This is a genomic window from Nostocoides veronense, from assembly GCF_039531185.1.
GTDB classification, from domain to species: domain Bacteria; phylum Actinomycetota; class Actinomycetes; order Actinomycetales; family Dermatophilaceae; genus Nostocoides_A; species Nostocoides_A veronense.
Window position 1 is genome coordinate 138,678 of record NZ_BAAAPO010000026.1, and the last position, 17,932, is coordinate 156,609.

Sequence of the window (17,932 nt, forward strand, 5' to 3'; positions counted from 1 at the left end):
ACCCTCGGAGGTGCGGCATGAAGCCACCCCTGCGGGCTAGCCTCATCGCATGGCCCATTCGACTTGCCCCGCCATTCCGAGGGGATGAGCCACTGTTGGCTAGCCTGTTGTCCAACCAGCTGGTCACTCGCCCCGCCCCTGCGGGGACTAATGGCTCAACCTGTTATCTAGACTGTTACGAGAAACGTTTACCATTGAAATCCGGTATCGCAGTCCACTAGTTTGCAGACAGCTACTCGCTGACGTGCGGTTAGGAGGTCCAACATGGGGACCTACCAGGGGGGATTCTGGCCGGGCTCGGGCGGCACGCGTGCCGCCCGAGCTTCGGGCGTCTACGGCGCATACATCCCTCACCGACTGCATGATCTGAGCTTTGCACTGACCTCTGACAACGAGTCACTGCTCCGCGAGGCCGAGGGCGCCGTTGCCCGCATGGACGAGTCCCTCAATGCCCCCATCGCGGGAATATCACCCCTCCTGCGCGGCTGGAAAGCGGTGGCGAGTTCATGGATAGAAGGCATCGTCCCCGGCGCTCAGCAGATTGCTCTGGCCGGACTAGCGCTTGACGAAGACATTCGTGGAGTCAGCGATTCGGCACGCTCGGTGGCCAACAACCTCCTCGTAATTCGTGAGATGGCCCGCCGATGGACGGAGGAGCCAACTCTTCGGGTCTCAGACTTGGTTGCCGCGCAATCGGCCCTATTCCCCGACCGGCCGCGCCTGCACGGCATACGAACGGCGCAGAACTGGATCGGCGGCTCGTCCCACAACCCCCTGACGGCAGTCTTCGTACCCCCACCGCCGGAACAGGTCGAACGACTCCTGGTCGACCTTCTTGCATTTGCCGAATCACGCGCTATGTCTCCCCTCGTTCAGGCAGGCATCCTGCACGCACAGTTCGAGACGATTCACCCCTTTGCCGACGGCAACGGACGTGTCGGCAGGGCGCTCATCCAGGCAACTCACGCGCGGCGCGGTCGGCACCAGGCGGTGCCCTTGCCCATCTCGCTCGTCCTGCTGACGCGCACGGACGAATACATGGCCGGGCTGGAACGCTTTCGGTTCGAGGGCCCACCTACCTCATTCGAGGCAGATCGCGCCGTGAACGGGTGGCTCGACGTCTTCCTCCGAGCAACAGTCGACGCGGCGCACCAGGCCCAAGAAATCGCCTCCGACGTGGCGACCCTGCGGGACGAGTGGGACAGGCGCCTCACACAACTCCGACAGTCCGAGGGCAAGCGAGCTAAACCCCGCGGCGACGCGGCCGTGCTTCGCATTCTCGACACCATCACCCAGGCACCTGCCATGACGACCGAGACGGCCGAACGCTTGCTCGGGATCGGGCCAGTTCCCGCGAATGCTGCTTTCCGCGAACTTGCGGATGCTGGAATCGTCACGAGGAGAAGTGATCAGGCCCGGGCCCTCTACGTAGCCCCGGATGTCGTCGAGTTTCTCGACGTGTCGCAGCGACGCCTGGCCTCGGTGCACTTCGACACCGCCCAGACTCCCCCGAGCCGACCGGTTCCGGAGTTGCCGCAAGCTCGCGCCGTGGCCGCGCCCACTCCGTCCTTCTCCGAGGCTGCGGACTCCGTCTGGGCGAAAACGAATAAGGATGCGGGCACCTGGATGCCGCTCACCCGTCACTTAACAGATTCGGCCGCCGTCGCCGCGTTGCTCTGGGACCAATGGCTCGCCCCAAACGTCCGAAGGGTGATCAGTCGTGGCCTTCCGAACGGGGACCTCGATGGTCGTCTGCTCGTGACCTGGCTCGCCGGAGTCCACGACATTGGCAAGGCCAGCCCCGGCTTCGCCGTGAAAGCGCGTATGACGCGCGGCTACGACGATCTCTTGGACCGTATGGCGCGCCACGGCTTGACCTGTCCTCCGTATGCCGTCGGGGGGGGAATCAAGTTGCCACCTCATTGCCGGATTGGTCAAGCCTTCGTCACGGACTGGCTTGAGCGGCGCCATGGCCTACACCGAGACATTGCTAGGACCTACGCTCTGCCTGTCGGGATGCACCACGGAGTTCCGCCGACGTGGGGAGAACTAGAGGATCTTCGACTCCGGCGAGAGTGGACCGGCGCCGACGTGCCTGCTTGGGCCGCCGTCCAGGATGAACTCCTCACGGTTTTGGCAACCATCACCGGCGCCGAAGCCCGTTTCGCTCAGTGGTCGACTGTGCCACTCTCGCCCGAGGCCCAGGTCCTAGTGAGCGCCGTCATTGTCGTAGCAGACTGGCTGGCGAGTGATGACATGCGCTTTCCACATCAGGATGCGACCCCATCACCAGAGCGAGCACGTCGTGCACGCATTGGCCACGACCTACGCAGCCCTCTGCGGCTTCGCATCGATGACGCGAACGCCGAAGCCCTCATGCGGCGACGCTTTCCCGAGGTGGGAGCCACCCCAACCGCAGTTCAGGTGGAAGCCGTTCGAATCGCCCGCGAAGTCACCGAACCCTCCCTGCTGCTCATCGAATCACCGACGGGCTCCGGTAAGACCGAGGCCGCCTTGCTCGCCGCGGAGGTACTCGCTGCGCGTTTCGGATGCGGCGGGGTCTTTGTCGCTCTCCCGACTATGGCGACCTCGGATGCCATGTTCGAGCGCGTTCATGCATGGACCGGGCATCTCGACACGACCGACCCTTCCACCATCTTCCTAGCGCACGGCAAGGCCCGCCTGAACGAGAGCTACCGAGGCATCGGGCCCGGTGCGCGCATCACCGGGATCAATGCCGCCGAGCGCGAATTCGGCGATCTCGATGACGTGCGGGAGGCAGCCATCGTGTCGAGTTGGCTCAACGGTCGGCGTAGGGGCGTCCTGGCCAATATCGTCGTGGGCACGATCGACCAGGCGCTCTTTGGCGGGTTGAAATCACGATTCGTCGCCCTGCGACACCTGGGCCTCGCCGGCAAGGTGGTAATTGTCGATGAGGTGCATGCCGCTGACGATTACATGCGGACCTACCTCGTCCGCGTCCTTGAGTGGCTGGGTGCCTTCGGCACGCCGGTGATCCTGCTCTCCGCAACCCTGCCGCCTGCACAGCGCCGAGAACTCGTGGCGGCATACGCCAAAGGACGACAGCGTGGGGTTCCCCGCCAACTTGACGCCCCGGGCTACCCACAGATCACCGTGCAGAACGACCACACCGAAGTCCGTGCCGTCCCCTGGGATGGCGAGCGTCGCCAGCTACGAATCGAGAGGTTGCAGCAGGATTGCCTGATCAGGACAGTGACGGACGCCGTTGAGGCGGGATCGGTCGTCGTCGTCGTGCGTAATACCGTGGCCGCAGCTCAAGAAACCTATTCGTCGCTCGAAGCCGCCCTCGGCGATCGCGTCACCTTGATCCACAGTCGGTTCCTGGCCAGTGATCGAGCAGACAGGGAACGAAGCCTGCGTGACCAACTCGGGCCGCCACGCCCCGGCCGCGAGAGACCGTGGGGTTTGGCGGTCGTCGGCACCCAGGTTCTTGAGCAATCCCTCGACATCGACGCTGACCTCATGGTCACGGATTTGGCTCCTCTCGACCTTCTCTTGCAGCGCGCTGGACGCCTCCATCGTCATCGGCGCGGAGACGGGGAAGTTGATCGCCCGGCGAATTCGCGACGTCCCCGGCTACTTGTCATGGGTTCCCCTGACCCGAAGTACACCGACCCGCCCGAACTCGACCCGGGGAGCCGGGCGGTGTACGGCGAGAGTCGCCTCCTGCGGGCCGCAGCCGTATTAGCACCCCACCTCGCGGGCATCGACATCTGCCTGCCGGACGATGTGCCAGTTCTGGTTGGGGCTGCATACGACCCGGATATGCCCCCCGTGCCGGGTTGGAGGCGAGAGTGGGAGAGGGCGGAAAGCGACGCGGCCACCAGACGGGATCAGCAGACGCGCCGGGCCAAGACATTCCTCCTCGGCGGGCCACGCGCCTCGGATGTCTTGATGGAGTGGCTCGCTGGGCGTGCTGGTGACTCCGAGAACGACGAAAAGACGGTTGGTCACGCCCAAGTGCGCGACAGCGAGGACGGCCTTGAAGTGATTGTTGTCCAGCAGACGCAGGGAACCACCCGCCTCCTGCCTTTCGGCACGCCATTTCCGCATGCCAACCTTGGGCATGTCTTGCTGAGCGCACCCCCGGACGACTTGGCACTCACTGCGGCAAACTCCACGATTCGTCTGCCCCAAGCGATGACGACTCCCTGGCTCATCGACCGAGTCATCAGCGAGCTCGAGGCACTGGGACGCGACTTCGTCGGGTGGCAGCGTTCACCGCTGCTGGAGAAGCAGTTGATCCTCCCACTCGACGACAACCTGGAGGCCAGCGTGGCCGGGTGGCACTTGCGCTATGACCGGGATTTAGGGCTCGTCACAACACGAGAGGCAACGCCATGAGGCACGCAGCGACATACGACTTACGCACGCAACCCTGGATTGCCGTACGCACCGCGGGCGGCACCGAAGAGATCTCACTTCACGATGTCTTTCGCCGCGCGAGCGAGGTTCAGGCCCTCGCTGGCGAGATCCCGACGCAGGATGTCGCCATCCTCCGGCTTTTGCTCGTTATCCTGCGCCGTGCGCTCCCCGAAAGCTTTGACTACCCGCACGAGCGCTGGGCAAGCCTCTGGGAGGCGGAGAGTCTGCCTATCGCCGATATCGAGGCGTACCTGAAAGAGCACGCAGACCGCTTCGACCTATTGCATCCCGAGACACCCTTCATGCAGGTAGCAGGGCTGGCCGCAAGCAAAACCTCCGGACTGGTGAAGCTCATCGCCGAGGTTCCCGCCGGGAGCCCATACTTCACAACCCGAGCCGGTGAGGCGGTCCGTTCCCTGTCGTATGCGGAGGCGGCGCGATGGGTTGTGCACTCCCAGCAATTCGACGTCTCCGGCATCAAGACGGGAGCGCACGGGGACGAGCGGGTCAAAGGCGGCAAGGGCTACCCAATCGGCACTGGTCTATCTGGCCGACTCGGGCTCGTGGTGTTTGAGGGAGGGACTCTGCGAGAGACCCTGCTCCTCAATCTTGTCCTGCCCCCGGAGGAGGACTACGAGGCGGACCGCCCCGTTTGGGAGCGCGCTCCCCTCGGACCGGGGATTGAAGCTGCTCATTCGGCCCCGCGAGGGATCGCCGACGTGATGACCTGGCCGAGCCGACGCATACTCCTGCATCATGACGGCTCGGTTGTCACCGATGTGCTAATTGCCAATGGCGATCCGATTCATGCGCGGAATCTCCACGATCTGGAGACCATGACCGCCTGGAGGCGCAGCGCGAATCAGGAGAAGACCAGTGGTGTGCCGACGTATATGCCGGTTCAACACGACGTGACGCGGAAAATGTGGCGCGGACTGGAGGGCCTGCTGGCATTCGGTGTTCAGAACGGCTCTGTCCGAAGTGAAGCGCCCGTTGCGCTGAAACCTGGCGTCATCGCGTGGATCCAGCAACTGACGGGACGCAAGAAAATTGACCGAGATACCCCGATCAGTCTGAGAGCGGTCGGAATGTCCTACGGCACGCAAGATTCGATGATCCTCTCCATCTATGACGACGAACTCCGCTTGCGGCCAGCCGTGCTGCACGACGAGCGTCTCGCCGGCTTGGTCCTGACGGCGGCTGAAGAGGCCGTCGCCGCCGTTCAACAACTGGGTCGCTTCGCAGCAAACCTTGCCGAGGCGGGAGGTCGTGAGGCCAGCGGACCCCGTGAGGGCGCACGATTGGCTGGCTTCGCGCGCCTGGATTTGAGTTACCCGACCTGGCTCGGGGGTCTCCGTTCATCCTCTGATCTTGCTGTAGCACAAGCGCAATGGCGTCGGACGGTAGCCAGGGAGATCAGTTCCATCGGTGATGACCTCCTTCGCGACGCCGGCGATGACGCCCTCATCGGTCGCAAAGTGAACGGTAAGCACCTCGACGCGGCGCTGGCTGACCTCTGGTTCCGGTCCTATCTGCGAAAAAACCTGACCGAGTTAGCCAATCAACAAACACCTGAGAGGACTGGTGATGACCATGACGGACACGCCCAGACAGTCTCCTGAGCGCCAGGTCGGCACGATCGTCGCGACGCGAGTGCAGGAGCTATATGCAGGAGCGACTTCTGAGCATCCCGGCTTTAGCGCCCGAGCGCGCGCCAACTTGGCCCAGTTGCGCCAGCTCGATACGGCCGATCCAGTCAGTGATGTGCGCGCTTGGAACCTCACGCTGTCGTCGATTCCCGGCGAACTCCAAGGCGCTGCCGACACGCCGAATGCCGTAGAACGAGCCGTCCACAGTGCACTTGTCCTCTACGCGATCCATGCGCAGTCGGCCAAAGTTCCGGCTCACAAGCCCAAGAAGCGCGTAGGTCAAGCGGTCCGTGAGGTCGCGATCACGCAGAAGCCAGACGATCCGACGGACGCTGCGATCATCGCGCGCTTCCATACCTGTGCCAAGGCTTCGTCATATAACCAGTTGGTGCGCCACCTTCGCGGGTTGATCACTCTGCTGCGAAGTTCCGATATCGCGCTGGACTACGGCCTGCTCGCACAAGATCTCTATCGCGCTCAGCAACCCGACGGGATGCGCATCGTGCGCCTCCGCTGGGGCAGAAGCTTTCACAACATCTCGCCTCAACAAATCACCTCCGCCGAAAGTGAGAACGCAAATGTTCGTTGACATTCACATCCTTCAGTCCGTTCCCCCGAGCAACCTCAATCGCGACGACACCGGCAGCCCCAAGACCGCGACGTATGGCGGCGTCATGCGCGCCCGAGTGAGCAGCCAGGCGTGGAAGCGCGCTGTCCGGAAGTCGTACAAGGCCAAGCTCGACGCCTCCGAACTGGGTGTCCGAACTAAGCGTGCGCTCCAACTGCTCGTTGAGCGGATGCAGGCCAAAGACGAGTCGGTCACGAGCGAGGTGGCCGCGCAGAAAGCCACGACGATCATCAAGGCCTTGGGCATGAGCGTCGATGAGAAGAAGTCGAAGACGCAACAGAAAGCGATCGACGCTGGTGAGCCCAGCCGCACACACCTCGGCACCACGCAATACCTCGTCTTCTGGAGCAACAGGCAACTCGACCGCCTTGCTGACCTTGCTCTCTCCGCCGGGGAGAAGGTGACGAAGCGTGAGGCCGCCGAGGCCGCGGACCAGGAACACGGAATCGACGTTGCCCTATTCGGTCGAATGGTTGCTGACGCCGCGGATCTCAACGTCGATGCTGCCGTCCAAGTCGCGCACGCACTCTCAACCCACGCGGTCACACCCGAACAGGACTACTACACCGCGGTGGACGATCAGAAGGTCGAGGAGGAGACGGGTGCCGGAATGATCGGAACCATCGAGTTTTCCTCTTCAACGCTTTACCGCTTTGCGACGGTCGACGTCGAGGGACTCTTGGCAAACCTCGGAGACGCAGCGGCAACGGTGCGAGCAGTCGAGGCATTCGTTGACAGCTTCGCGACGAGTATGCCAACCGGCAAGCAAAACACGTTCGCCAACCGGACCGTTCCCGATGCGGTGCTTGTTTGTGTTCGGGAAGACCAGCCGGTCAGTCTGGTGGGGGCATTCGAGGAGCCGGTAGTCAGCGGAGGCGGGTTCGTCCGCGGGTCCGCTGAGCGCTTGGCCAAGGAGTACCAGGACGTCGCAGCATTCCTGGGTGCGCCGAGCGCATCGTTCTTGGCGCGCAAGGGCGATCGAACTGAAGCCATGGACACCATCGCCTCATCGATGCCTCTCGCCACGCTTGTGCATGCGGTTGGCGATACCGTGCGCGCGAGCTTGAACTCAGCGGGCTCATGAGCACGCTGCTCCTCCGCCTGGCGGGCCCGCTGCAGGCATGGGGTGACTCCAGCCGTTTCACTCGGCGGGAGACGCGCTCCGAGCCAACCAAGAGCGGGGTACTCGGCATGATCGCGGCTGCGCAGGGTCGTCGCCGCACCGACCCGATCGAGGACCTGCTGCAATTGCGTTTTGGCGTCCGAACCGACCAGCCAGGTGGCCTCCTTCGCGACTTCCAGACGGCCATTCGACTGACGGATGGCGCAGTCATGCCGCTGTCGGAGCGCTTCTACCTCAGCGATGCCGTGTTCCTCGCCGGTATCGAGGGTGATTCCGAGCTCCTCGCGGGGATCGTGGAGGCGCTGCGGAGGCCGACCTTTCCGCTGTATCTCGGCCGACGCTCATGTCCACCGCACTGGCGTCTCATTGCGTGGCGTGACGAAGAAAAGCGAATTGCCCTGCACGAGGGCGACCTTCTAGAAACCCTGATTGAGCACCCTTGGCTCGCCAGCAAGCAGCACATGCGGGGCCTCGGGCGCACGGTGTCGCTTCCCGTCGCCATAGACCGTCAGGCCGTCACCGACCCGGATAGCCGCGGGGACACCTACACCAGCCGGGATGTACCGGTGAGCTTTGATCCGGTCCGACGAAAGTACGGCTGGCGGGACGTAATCCGTTTCGAAGTGCAGAAGGACAACAACTTGAGTAGGCAATCGTCTGACGACCCGGACTTCTTCGCGGCGGCTCTCGTCGTGTCGTCAGAGGGAAGCTCCTGATGTACCTTTCGCGCCTTCGTTTGAATCCCACCCGCCGAGACGCAAGGCGCCTCGTCGGCTCCCCCCAGGCGATGCACGCAGCCGTTATGGGGTCCCATCACCCCGAATCAAGCTCCAATCCTGCCGGCCGTGTGCTCTGGAGGCTTGACAACTACGCAAGCCACGACTTGCAGCTCTATGTGGTCTCTCCCTCGCGACCCGACTTCACCGGCCTATTGGAGCAAGCCGGTTGGCCAACGCAAATCAGTTGGGACACAACGAATTACGCGGCTTTCTTGGCGAACATCGACGATGGGCAATCGTGGTCCTATCGACTTACGGCCAATCCAGTGCGTGTGCTTGCCAGGGACAGCGCGTCGGTAACGGGCCGCGGCAAGGTTTCTCCCCACTTGACGGTAGGTCAGCAACAAGCGTGGTTGGCGAAGCACTCCCATACCTGGGGGTTCTCCCTGCCGGCCGACGACAACTTTGGCGTTGAGACGGAAGTGCGCGAGCGGCATACGACCTCATTTGGACGCCGGGAGCCCTCCGATGCCGGTCGACGGGCATCGGTTTCGTTGACGAGAGCGACTTTCAAGGGGGTTTTAACGGTAACGGACCCTGATGCCCTCAGGTCGGCGCTTGCTCGCGGGATGGGTCGGGCCAAGGCGTATGGATGCGGCCTGATGACCTTGGCGCCACCGCCGCGATGAAGCCCATCCCGGGACCGCCCCCTGTCGGCATCTCGCAACTGCAGCGTGCACAGGACCGGCTCAGCTTTCTGTACGTCGAGCGGTGCGTAGTCCATCGAGACTCCAATGCCTTGACCGTGACAGATGAGCGCGGAGTGGTGCACGTGCCTGCGGCGACCATTGGCGCTCTCCTGCTCGGTCCTGGCACCAATGTCACCCATCAGGCGATGGTCCTCGTGGCCGAAAGCGGCGCAACGTGTGTCTGGGTCGGTGAGCAGGGCGTGCGCTACTACGCACACGGCCGAACTTTGACGAATTCGTCGCGACTACTGGAGGCGCAAGCGACTCTAGTCAGCAACCAGAGTTCGCGCCTTAGGGTCGCTCGCGAGATGTACGCAATGCGCTTCCCGGGTGAAGACGTCTCGGGATTGACCATGCAGCAGCTCCGCGGGCGCGAGGGAGCCCGCGTGCGCCAGGCATACCGTGACGCTGCTCAGGAGTACGGCGTCGAGTGGAAGCGCCGTGATTATCGTCCAGATGACTTCGCGGGGTCCGACCCCATCAACATGGCTTTGTCAGCGGCCACGACCAGCTTGTATGGCGTGTGCCACGCCGTCATCGTCGCTCTTGGGTGCGCTGCTGGACTCGGATTCGTGCATACCGGCCACGCACGATCCTTCGTCTTCGATGTTGCGGACCTCTACAAGGCAGAGGTTGCGATTCCTGCCGCCTTCAAGGTTGCCGGGGAGCACGACTTAGAGGACATCCCTGCTGAAACCCGCCGACTCGTCCGTGATCTGATTGTCGAACGCGACTTGCTTGTCCGCTGCGCCCGCGACGTGCGGCGTCTCCTCACGGACTCTGAAACCGATGCGATCGAGGATGCCCCCGACTGGGACGTCATCTACCTATGGGACCGCAAGGGCAACCGCGTGGTTGGCGGCCAAAATCACTCCGACGAAGCCCCGTGGTAGTCCTCGTCGTAACAGCCGTGCCTGCCGGTCTGCGCGGCCACCTAACCCGCTGGCTCCTGGAGATCTCACCAGGCGTGTATGTCGGGCACCTGACCCGCCGTGTTCGCGACGAACTGTGGGAGCGGGTCGTCGAGCTATGCAAGGACGGGCGGGCCATCATGATCGAATCCGCCAGAGGTGAGCAGCGCCTCTATTTCCGCGTTCATCGTCATGACTGGGAGCCAGTGGATTTCGATGGCGTGCAACTGATCCGGCGACCAAGCGCTCCTTCGGCTCGGTACTCAGGGATGCGCTCAGGTTGGAGCAACGCGAGCAGGTACCGTCGCAGCAGAAAGTGATGCTGAAACCTGGACTGTGGCACCATTAGCCCTGGTCAGCATGTGACCGCCCCGCCCGCGCGGGGATGAGCCCACTCGGTGTTGCATTCCTACTGCACCGGGTATGACCGCCCCGCCCGCGCGGGGATGAGCCCCCTCTCCTACGCGGGCGTGGCTGACTGGCGCCGACCGCCCCGCCCGCGCGGGGATGAGCCCGACGCCGTTGCCGAGCGCCGTGAGCTGCTGGTGACCGCCCCGCCCGCGCGGGGATGAGCCCTTCTCGATTGCCGATACCCCGCGCCGCCGCAAGACCGCCCCGCCCGCGCGGGGATGAGCCCACCGGGTCGACCTGTGGCACGCCCTCACCCGAGACCGCCCCGCCCGCGCGGGGATGAGCCCACCGTGTTGGTTTTCCGTGGCGGGTGTCCGTCGACCGCCCCGCCCGCGCGGGGATGAGCCCCAAACGAGCGTGCCGGTCTGCTCACCTTGCTCGACCGCCCCGCCCGCGCGGGGATGAGCCCGTAGCCGCCGGGGTCGCCGAGCGCGGCCCAGAGACCGCCCCGCCCGCGCGGGGATGAGCCCGCAGCAAGCGCTCGGAAAGCTCATCGCCACACGACCGCCCCGCCCGCGCGGGGATGAGCCCGAGCGCGTCGGCCTGATTGTCGTCGGTGATCTGACCGCCCCGCCCGCGCGGGGATGAGCCCGGGCACGGCGTCATTTCGCGCGCCCCTTGCTCGACCGCCCCGCCCGCGCGGGGATGAGCCCCCGCCGCCTGGCAGACCGGAAGGTCGGGGACCGACCGCCCCGCCCGCGCGGGGATGAGCCCCCGGAAGTGATTCCGGACAGCTATCGCCACGAGACCGCCCCGCCCGCGCGGGGATGAGCCCCCGCACCCCGACGAGCGCGCCCCCATGGACGGGACCGCCCCGCCCGCGCGGGGATGAGCCCCCGCCCCGACCCGAAAGCATCGCCGCCGCACTGACCGCCCCGCCCGCGCGGGGATGAGCCCATCGAGAAGCACCGGCACGGCCGGAACAACCTGACCGCCCCGCCCGCGCGGGGATGAGCCCCGCCGCCGTAGTAGATCAAGAAGACGATCCACGACCGCCCCGCCCGCGCGGGGATGAGCCCTCGTCCCACTTGCGCACGTCGTCCACCGACAGGACCGCCCCGCCCGCGCGGGGATGAGCCCGGAATCCGACAGCTTTCCGCCTTGGAATCGGCAGACCGCCCCGCCCGCGCGGGGATGAGCCCCACAGCTCGGCCGGGGTCACGTCGAGGTCGGGGACCGCCCCGCCCGCGCGGGGATGAGCCCCCCGGCGCCGAATGACCCCGAGGAACTAACCAGACCGCCCCGCCCGCGCGGGGATGAGCCCCGCTGGGCCGACTCCGGCGCACTCCCCGTCGCGACCGCCCCGCCCGCGCGGGGATGAGCCCGCCTTCGTGATCGCCGCCGTCACCGACTCATCGACCGCCCCGCCCGCGCGGGGATGAGCCCGTGAGCGGGTCGGGGTGGTACTCGCCGTCCCAGACCGCCCCGCCCGCGCGGGGATGAGCCCGAGGCCCGCGAGAGCACTGCCCGGATGACGAAGACCGCCCCGCCCGCGCGGGGATGAGCCCCCTGCAGCGGCCCTCGTAAATCGGTGGCCCATGACCGCCCCGCCCGCGCGGGGATGAGCCCACCTCACCCGGTGGCGGCTCGATCAGCGCGATGACCGCCCCGCCCGCGCGGGGATGAGCCACCGTCCTGACGGACATTTCCGTGGAGGCGCCCCGACCGCCCCGCCCGCGCGGGGATGAGCCCCTTGCAGCGGCCCCCGTAAATCGGTGGCCCATGACCGCCCCGCCCGCGCGGGGATGAGCCCCCGGGCGAGCTGGCGAAACTGCTGGTGCTCATGACCGCCCCGCCCGCGCGGGGATGAGCCCGCTCGCTCCACTTACTAGACGTATTGGTGTTAGACCGCCCCGCCCGCGCGGGGATGAGCCCTGGTATTTGACGAACCCGACGCTCGGCCGGCGGACCGCCCCGCCCGCGCGGGGATGAGCCCGATGCGCGTGGAGCGGCGCCGGTCGACCTTGGGACCGCCCCGCCCGCGCGGGGATGAGCCCGCGGCGCACCTGCCGCGCAAGGCCGAGCGATGGACCGCCCCGCCCGCGCGGGGATGAGCCCATTCCGCGAACTCATGGCCAAGTATGAGGGCTGACCGCCCCGCCCGCGCGGGGATGAGCCCTGGTCGGCCGTCCAGTCGGCAGGGGGCGGAATGACCGCCCCGCCCGCGCGGGGATGAGCCCCGGAGAGACCGTCGAACTCACCGGGCAGCACCGACCGCCCCGCCCGCGCGGGGATGAGCCCCTTGCCGCCGGAGGACATGAGCTGCAGGTAGTGACCGCCCCGCCCGCGCGGGGATGAGCCCGCGGGGAAGTCAGGCGTTGAGGGTGTTTGGTTGACCGCCCCGCCCGCGCGGGGATGAGCCGCTCTACCGGGCCCTGGCCGAGATCGCCTTTCGGACCGCCCCGCCCGCGCGGGGATGAGCCCACGCCTACCGCGGTCAGCAGCCACGACCACCAGACCGCCCCGCCCGCGCGGGGATGAGCCCATCACCATCGCCCTCCCCGAGCACGACCGCCAGACCGCCCCGCCCGCGCGGGGATGAGCCCGACTCGGGCCCTTCGTCAGGATCGGTCCCCTTGACCGCCCCGCCCGCGCGGGGATGAGCCCTGGCCGCGCGCGCCGGCGAGGCGGCCGCCGACGACCGCCCCGCCCGCGCGGGGATGAGCCCATTCCGCGAACTCATGGCCAAGTATGAGGGCTGACCGCCCCGCCCGCGCGGGGATGAGCCCGCAGAACGCCAACCTGCTGCCGGGCGGTGCTCGACCGCCCCGCCCGCGCGGGGATGAGCCCGACACGCCCCCGTCCGACCTGACGCCGGTCGAGACCGCCCCGCCCGCGCGGGGATGAGCCCAAAGAGGCCGGTGCGGTCGATACGTCCTACATGACCGCCCCGCCCGCGCGGGGATGAGCCCGAGCGCCACGGCAGCCGCTCCGGCCGGCACGGGACCGCCCCGCCCGCGCGGGGATGAGCCCGGCCCCTCCTTGACGGGGGAGCCGGGCAGGAAGCCCTTGGACCGCCCCGCCCGCGCGGGGATGAGCCCCGCGCGGGCAGCGCGCTCTACTCAGGACCATTGACCGCCCCGCCCGCGCGGGGATGAGCCCCAGCCGCGCGCAGGCCACGCGCCGCCCTCGCAGACCGCCCCGCCCGCGCGGGGATGAGCCCATCCCCAGCCGCCGGGCGTGGGTGGGGGCAGCGACCGCCCCGCCCGCGCGGGGATGAGCCCGATGAGGACGCGAAGGGCTACGGGGAAGCGGCGACCGCCCCGCCCGCGCGGGGATGAGCCCATTAGCCACGACGATGCGGCTGCGGTCAAGGCGACCGCCCCGCCCGCGCGGGGATGAGCCCGCGACAAACAACACCGGGTGTCACAAACTGAGGACCGCCCCGCCCGCGCGGGGATGAGCCCGCAAGGAGATTGACCGTGGAACGCATCGTCAAGACCGCCCCGCCCGCGCGGGGATGAGCCCGGGGGACTTCTGATGAGCGCCCGCGCGTGGATGACCGCCCCGCCCGCGCGGGGATGAGCCCCCACTCGACCGGACCAACTGCCGACTCGCTCAGACCGCCCCGCCCGCGCGGGGATGAGCCCTCGATTACGGGCGTCGTGCTCGATCCGAGCGAGACCGCCCCGCCCGCGCGGGGATGAGCCCTCGGGCGGGGTCACGTCGAGGTCGGGGATCGTGACCGCCCCGCCCGCGCGGGGATGAGCCCTCGTCGCCCACGCGGACCGTGCGGATCGGCGTGACCGCCCCGCCCGCGCGGGGATGAGCCCCAGCATCCGCAGCGACGCCAGCGCGGACCCCGGACCGCCCCGCCCGCGCGGGGATGAGCCCTTGCCGCGGACCTCGTCGACGACCGACGGGTCGACCGCCCCGCCCGCGCGGGGATGAGCCCTCGTGTAAACAATGCCGCCTGACCAGCAGATTGACCGCCCCGCCCGCGCGGGGATGAGCCCGCTCGATGGCCTTTCGGTCCCACGTCGGGGTTGACCGCCCCGCCCGCGCGGGGATGAGCCCCTTCGTCGCGCTCTCCAAGTCCTTGTCACGGGGACCGCCCCGCCCGCGCGGGGATGAGCCCCGGGCGGATCCGCTACCTCCCCGCCCTGGACCGACCGCCCCGCCCGCGCGGGGATGAGCCCATCGCTTTTTTCCCGACGGGAACCTCTCTGGCGACCGCCCCGCCCGCGCGGGGATGAGCCCGGTTGGGTGGGGAACCATCGGAAGACTTACTGGACCGCCCCGCCCGCGCGGGGATGAGCCTACCTCGCCGACTTCCTCGGCACGATGTTCGAGGACCGCCCCGCCCGCGCGGGGATGAGCCCGTGTGTTCGATCGAACATGTGTTCGATGGGGTGACCGCCCCGCCCGCGCGGGGATGAGCCCCCACGCATGTCGTATGCCGCAGGCGCGTGTCAATGGCCAGGTTGAGGTCCCCGCTGGTGGCCAACTGGAAGTCCCCACCCCTCGTGGAGTTTTAGTTGGTTTTGAGTCGGGTTCCTCCGTTCGCTCGGGCTTGTCTCATTCGGTAGGAGTCGCCGTCGGTGACGACGGTGTGGCAGTGGTGCAGGAGCCGGTCGAGCATGCTGACCGCGGTGGTGTGTTCGGGCAGGAATCGTCCCCAGGACTCGAACGGCCAGTGTGACGCGATACCGAGTGAGCGTCTCTCGTAGGCGGCGGCGACGAACCGGAACAGCAGTTGTGCGCCGGTGTCGTCCAGGGGGGCGAAGCCGAGCTCGTCGATCAGGATGAGGTCGTTGCGAAGTAGGGCGTCGATGAGTTTTCCGACGCTGTTGTCGGCTAGTCCTCGATAGAGGGTCTCGACTAGTTCGGCGGCGGTGAAGTACCGGGTCCGGTGCCCGTGCTCGACGGCGGCGGTCCCTAGGGCGATCAGGGTGTGGGACTTCCCGGTGCCGGCGGGGCCGATCAGGCACACGTTCTCCGCTGCGCGGATCCACTCCAGCGAGGAGAGATAGTCGAACGTGGCGGGCGGGATCGAGGAGGCGGCGATGTCGAACTCCTCGAGGGTCTTGGTGACCGGGAACGCTGCCTGCCGCATCCGGGTGCGGGCGTTGGATGCCTCACGCGAGGCGATCTCGGCCTCGACCAGGGTGCGGAGGAACTCCTCGGGTTTCCAGCGTTGGGTCTTCGCGGTCACCAGGAGCTCGGGCGCCAGCCGGCGCATCGCGGCCATCTTCAACCGCTTCAGCCCCTCGTTCAGGTCCGCCGGCAGCGGCGGCGGCGTGGCGGCGGTCACGACACCCCACCCCGATCGGTCCCATCGATCCGGTAGGCGGCCAGCGACCTGGTCGGGACGGTGGGCAGGGTCATTACCAGCGCCTGCCCGGCCGGTGTGGGCCGGGGCGCGTGGCCGTTGGTGGCCAGGATCGAGCGGACGTCGTCGGCGCGCCAACGGCCGAAGCTGACGGCCCGCTCCAGGGCTGCGGTCAGGGCGTCGGTACCGTGCGCGGCGGCCAGGGTGAGCAGCTCGGTGATCTCGGTGTTCAGCTTGGTCACACCCGCCGCGGCGGCCCCGACCAGGAACTGTTCGGCGACCGGCCCCACCGCCAAGAACTCCCGCTCGGCCGGGGTCCGCCCCCGCGCGCTGCGTCGCGGCGACGCTGCCCTGGGCCGGTCGTAGTGGGCGTCGTCGATCGACGTCTCGCCTGGTGCGACCAGCTGGTGTTCGGCGTGGACCTCGCCGGTGACTGGCTCGATCACCCGCAGCACCCGGTCGCGCTGGTCGACTAGTACCGTCACGACCCGCCCGATCAGAGCGTTGGGCACCGAGTAGCGCGCCGAACCGAACCGGATGCAGGACAGCTTGTCGACCTTCCTGGTGATCGGCGCCGCGCCGACCTGCAGCCGCAGCGACGGCAGCTCGCCCAGCACCTCTCGCTCCGACTCCAGCCGCTCGTCCGGGACCGCGTGGATCTCGCTGTGCCGACGGCCGTTGACCTCCACACCCCACGCCTTCGCCCGCTCGTTGAGCCCGGCATAGCCGTCGACCCACGGATCCTCCTCAAGCTCCAACGGCGTGAGGAGGTCGTCCTTGGCGTAACCGACAAGGTTCTCCACGATCCCCTTCGATTCGGGGTCCGCGGCATGACAGAAGTCCGGCCGGAACCGGTAGTGGGACGCGAACCGGACGTAGTCCGGCGCCGGCACCACAATGTTGGCGACCACGCTGCCCTTCAGGCACGCCATCCGATCAGCCAGCACCAGCTTGGGAACCCCGCCGAGCTCCTCGAAGCACTCCGAGAGCATCGCCAGCGTGGTGCTCTGCTGCTCATCGGGCGCGAACCGGACGAACCGGTAACGCGACCAGGCCAGCACCGCACAGAACACATGGACCCGGCGGCCCGCGACCAGCTCCGTGCCCCAATCGATCGCCAACACCTCACCCGGTGTCCAGATCGCCGGACGCCGCCCCGCCGCGCGGGCCTGCCCGATACGCCACTGCCGCTTCGCGTCGGCGACCAGGCGCCGGAAGTTGCGATCCGACCCCTCAAAACCCGCAGCACGCGCGGCCGGCATCAACCGCTTCGCGCTGATCCGCCCCGCGGTGTCGTTGACTTTCTCCACAACCAGCTGCCTGACCGCGTCGTAGTTACGGCCACGCTCGACCCGCGGCATGGGTGGTTCGCCGCGGTTACTGGCCTGATGGGCCGCGATGACCCGCTTGACGGTCTTGTGGGTCGTGCCGCACATCGCGGCCGCTCCCCGGTAGCTGCCCACCTCACGATAGGCCGAAATGATGTCCATCCGTTCTCTTTCGTTCTTCAATGGAAACCCCTGCGTGGTGACGACGGCTGACTAGGCATCGCTACCGTCGCCACGCAGGGCCTCACGAGCCGCTACGACACGCGCAGAACGAGGAGCGGGGACTTCTACTTGGCCACCACCGGAGACCCGACATGGCCACCAGTGGGGACCGCTACCTGGCCACCAGTGGGGACTTTTTCATGGCCACGGACAGGCGCGAATCGGACCGCCCCGCCCGCGCGGGGATGAGCCCAACATGTCTCAGCAATCAATCGCGGCAACGGCAGACCGCCCCGCCCGCGCGGGGATGAGCCCTGCAGCGCGGTCCCGGGCGGGGTCACCGTGAGGACCGCCCCGCCCGCGCGGGGATGAGCCCCAGTAGCGCGGGCTCTTGGCGAGTAGGAACACGACCGCCCCGCCCGCGCGGGGATGAGCCCGGGCGCGCGACAATCGGGACAATGTGACTACCGACCGCCCCGCCCGCGCGGGGATGAGCCCTCGCCATAGCCGGACTGGACTCGCCAGACTCCGACCGCCCCGCCCGCGCGGGGATGAGCCCCCGGTCACCAGACC

At 67.5% G+C, this 17,932-nt stretch carries 10 protein-coding genes and 2 CRISPR repeat arrays; of the genes, 8 read left to right on the forward strand and 2 right to left on the reverse strand.

Translation table 11 applies throughout. The features are described from left to right. Window positions 1-264: 264 nt before the first annotated feature. Genes cas3 through cas2e form a run of 8 tightly spaced genes read left to right on the forward strand, consistent with a single transcriptional unit; the run spans window position 265 to window position 10,506 of the window. Window positions 265-4,386, forward strand: coding sequence for a CRISPR-associated helicase Cas3' (gene cas3, locus ABD225_RS08830; RefSeq protein WP_344083706.1), 4,122 nt, complete (start codon window positions 265-267; stop codon window positions 4,384-4,386). Continuing rightward, window positions 4,383-6,029, forward strand: coding sequence for a type I-E CRISPR-associated protein Cse1/CasA (casA, locus tag ABD225_RS08835; protein WP_344083709.1), 1,647 nt, complete (start codon window positions 4,383-4,385; stop codon window positions 6,027-6,029). The genes cas3 and casA overlap by 4 nt, the downstream gene beginning before the upstream one ends. Then, window positions 5,995-6,645 carry a type I-E CRISPR-associated protein Cse2/CasB gene (gene casB / locus ABD225_RS08840; RefSeq protein WP_344083712.1) on the forward strand — a complete coding sequence of 217 codons (651 nt, stop codon included), beginning with the start codon at window positions 5,995-5,997 and terminating at the stop codon, window positions 6,643-6,645. The genes casA and casB overlap by 35 nt, the downstream gene beginning before the upstream one ends. Then, the gene (gene cas7e, locus ABD225_RS08845) at window positions 6,635-7,768 is read left to right on the forward strand and encodes a type I-E CRISPR-associated protein Cas7/Cse4/CasC (RefSeq protein ID WP_344083715.1); all 1,134 of its coding nucleotides are present in this window, start codon (window positions 6,635-6,637) and stop codon (window positions 7,766-7,768) included. The genes casB and cas7e overlap by 11 nt, the downstream gene beginning before the upstream one ends. Further along, window positions 7,765-8,523: a type I-E CRISPR-associated protein Cas5/CasD gene (gene cas5e, locus ABD225_RS08850; protein WP_344083718.1), complete on the forward strand. Its 759-nt coding sequence runs from the start codon at window positions 7,765-7,767 to the stop codon at window positions 8,521-8,523. The genes cas7e and cas5e overlap by 4 nt, the downstream gene beginning before the upstream one ends. Next, complete coding sequence (gene cas6e, locus ABD225_RS18700) at window positions 8,523-9,215, forward strand: type I-E CRISPR-associated protein Cas6/Cse3/CasE (RefSeq protein WP_425564370.1); 693 nt, start codon at window positions 8,523-8,525, stop codon at window positions 9,213-9,215. The genes cas5e and cas6e overlap by 1 nt, the downstream gene beginning before the upstream one ends. After that, window positions 9,179-10,168, forward strand: coding sequence for a type I-E CRISPR-associated endonuclease Cas1e (gene cas1e, locus ABD225_RS08855; RefSeq protein WP_344083721.1), 990 nt, complete (start codon window positions 9,179-9,181; stop codon window positions 10,166-10,168). The genes cas6e and cas1e overlap by 37 nt, the downstream gene beginning before the upstream one ends. Beyond that, window positions 10,105-10,506, forward strand: a complete 402-nt coding sequence (gene cas2e / locus ABD225_RS08860) for a type I-E CRISPR-associated endoribonuclease Cas2e (protein ID WP_344083724.1) — start codon at window positions 10,105-10,107, stop codon at window positions 10,504-10,506. The genes cas1e and cas2e overlap by 64 nt, the downstream gene beginning before the upstream one ends. A gap of 44 nt (window positions 10,507-10,550) precedes the next feature. Continuing rightward, a CRISPR array of direct repeats spans window positions 10,551-14,980; the repeat unit is 29 nt; unit sequence GACCGCCCCGCCCGCGCGGGGATGAGCCC. 91 nt (window positions 14,981-15,071) lie between these two features. Here cas2e and istB read toward each other — a convergent pair. Next, window positions 15,072-15,851, reverse strand: coding sequence for an IS21-like element helper ATPase IstB (istB, locus tag ABD225_RS08865; protein WP_344062626.1), 780 nt, complete (start codon window positions 15,849-15,851; stop codon window positions 15,072-15,074). Then, on the reverse strand, window positions 15,848-17,380 hold the full coding sequence (gene istA, locus ABD225_RS08870) for an IS21 family transposase (protein WP_344083727.1): 1,533 nt from the start codon (window positions 17,378-17,380) through the stop codon (window positions 15,848-15,850). Before istA ends, istB begins: the two co-directional genes overlap by 4 nt. A 203-nt stretch (window positions 17,381-17,583) precedes the next feature. Continuing rightward, window positions 17,584-17,918: a CRISPR direct-repeat array (repeat unit 29 nt; unit sequence GACCGCCCCGCCCGCGCGGGGATGAGCCC). The last annotated feature ends 14 nt before the right edge of the window (window positions 17,919-17,932 follow it).

Coding starts and splice junctions, on each gene's coding strand:
- cas3 (WP_344083706.1), top strand. CDS start 265: ATGGGGACCTACCAGGGGGGATTCTGGCCGGGCTCGGGCGGCACGCGT.
- casA (WP_344083709.1), top strand. CDS start 4,383: ATGAGGCACGCAGCGACATACGACTTACGCACGCAACCCTGGATTGCC.
- casB (WP_344083712.1), top strand. CDS start 5,995: ATGACCATGACGGACACGCCCAGACAGTCTCCTGAGCGCCAGGTCGGC.
- cas7e (WP_344083715.1), top strand. CDS start 6,635: ATGTTCGTTGACATTCACATCCTTCAGTCCGTTCCCCCGAGCAACCTC.
- cas5e (WP_344083718.1), top strand. CDS start 7,765: ATGAGCACGCTGCTCCTCCGCCTGGCGGGCCCGCTGCAGGCATGGGGT.
- cas6e (WP_425564370.1), top strand. CDS start 8,523: ATGTACCTTTCGCGCCTTCGTTTGAATCCCACCCGCCGAGACGCAAGG.
- cas1e (WP_344083721.1), top strand. CDS start 9,179: ATGCGGCCTGATGACCTTGGCGCCACCGCCGCGATGAAGCCCATCCCG.
- cas2e (WP_344083724.1), top strand. CDS start 10,105: ATGGGACCGCAAGGGCAACCGCGTGGTTGGCGGCCAAAATCACTCCGA.